The following is a 2016-nucleotide window of genomic DNA, read 5'->3' on the forward strand; positions in this document are numbered from 1 at the left end:
CTCTACTACTCCGGCCTGGGCACGGACCTCAACAAAGAAGCCAAAGACGGCGAAATCGTATCCGCGCTGACGAGCAAGGTCGTGAGTGCGGCTCAAGGTCAGGTATCGAACGCAAAGAAGATTGGCGAGAAAATCACCGGTATCGACCGTCTCAAGCTCGATCCGAAGAGCGCCATTACCGACGGATTCAAAAAGGGTTTGGAGGAGCATTCCTATCGCCCTGTCGTGGATGCATACGATGGACTCGTCAAAGAGGCGAAGGCGTTGCGTACCAATGCCGGACGCGTCTTGCGCTTCTTCAGGACCGGCGCCGTGCTCGACCGTGGCCGCGCGGCCGGGCGCATCCTCGCCAAGGACGCGATGAAAAGCGGCCGTCAAATCCTTTTCGATCTCAGGAAGAATCCGTTGAAGGTTGGCTGGGCAGTGGCGGGCGAGCTGTTCAAATGTTCGTTCGACGTGGTTCCTATTCTCAGGGACAACTCAGTGGTCGCGCGGCTTTTGGGCACCGGGGTCGAGCCACGCCTTCAGGCGGCCAAGACCCAGTTTGAGAAAGCGATTGAGGACGCGAGGGCAAGGATGCCCAAAGTCCAGCACGTCAAGGTGTCTGTGTTCGGCGCGGATCGCGGTTGCGTCCTTGCGAGGGCCTTGCTGAATGACCTGAGCGCGACATACAAACATCCGAGCGAAGCCATACTGGAATACAAGATTCCAAAAGACCCGAACGGCGCGACGATTCCTATCGAGATCGTGTTCGTCGGTTTGCTCGACGCGGTGTCGTCGTTGGTCCAGGAGAATGCGCTGATCAGCATGGTGCCCTTGGTCGGGGCAATCAAGCAGAATTACGGCGACCAAATGCTTGGCGTGCCGCAGGCAGTTCAGCGCTGCGTTCACTTCGCCGCCGCGCACGAACTACGCTTCTATCAACGGCTCGACAGCCTGGAAAATACACGCGGCCTGCAATATCTTTATCCCGGCACGAGCGAAGACATTACTGGCGGCGCACCGCCGGGATCGCTCGGCGCGCGCGCGGAGCTTCAGCGCGTCGTCTTGCGCGACATGCTGAATGAGGCAATTTCTTATGGCGGGGCATTGGACTGCATGGAGGATTTGGCAAAGTTTAAACCTAAGACATTCCAAAAATTCACCTTGGCAAACCCCATCACTGACGGCCAGAACACGTACAAGATCTGGGAACTGATGAAGGCCTACCGTGAGATGGTGCCCTACGTCGCGCGTCTGAATTTCGTCGATCACATGCAGGTCTTTTTACGCTGGATGGCGGTTCGCTATACGTCGTCCGAATTTCGTGCCACGGTCACCAACCAGTTCGACGCGCTGGCTGCAAAGCATGAAGCCATTCTGAAGGAACGCAACGACGCGACTGCTGCCTATCTCGCCTTGCGCAAGCAATTTCCGGTGCCGGATTCGATCACCTTAGGCAAGGCGCAGAACCGCATGGAGGCGGCAAGGAGCGCTGAAATGGAGGCGTTGCGCGACGCCAGCGCCGAGAAAGCGAGACCGTCGGTCGGTGTGTGGGAGCGTATCCAGGCGGAGTCGACGGACATGATCCAACGCGACACCGCTTTGGCCGGCATGCGCCGCGCGGTGAATCAAGCGCGCGCCGGTGTACAGATCGGCGAACAGCCTTATGACGCGGACCCGGAGTTTGGCGCATCGATCATCGAGGAACACATGGACGCGATGATCAGCGCCGAGCAGCAAAGCCTGGTTCAGGCGTGGAAGATGGGGCTGTCGGGCAAGAACCCGCTTCCGCCCAAGGTCATGGCGCTCTTCGATCTTCTCGTGCACGACACCATGCTCACGAGCTGGCAGGACCATGTGCTGTCTTCCTCGCTTTATTTCCGGTTGCGCGGAGTCGATACGTTCGGCTCGACCGACTACGAGGCCGAGGAGAAAGCGCGCAAGCGTACGGAAGAGAACGCAAGCCGCGCGTCGCAGATCAACCGTGGCATGAACCCCGCGCCGCGACCTCCCGCCCGTGTTTGAACGTGGCGG

Annotated in this window: 1 protein-coding gene; it reads left to right on the forward strand. The window is 59.1% G+C overall.

The window, feature by feature from the left end; genetic code table 11:
• The coding region (locus NCR40_RS31155) for a DUF2235 domain-containing protein (protein ID WP_250511817.1) at positions 1-2007 on the forward strand (2007 nt) is incomplete at its 5' end.
• Positions 2008-2016 lie beyond the last annotated feature (9 nt).

Origin of the sequence: Caballeronia sp. GACF4 (assembly GCF_023631025.1) — a bacterium.
In the GTDB taxonomy this organism is placed as follows: Bacteria; Pseudomonadota; Gammaproteobacteria; order Burkholderiales; family Burkholderiaceae; genus Caballeronia.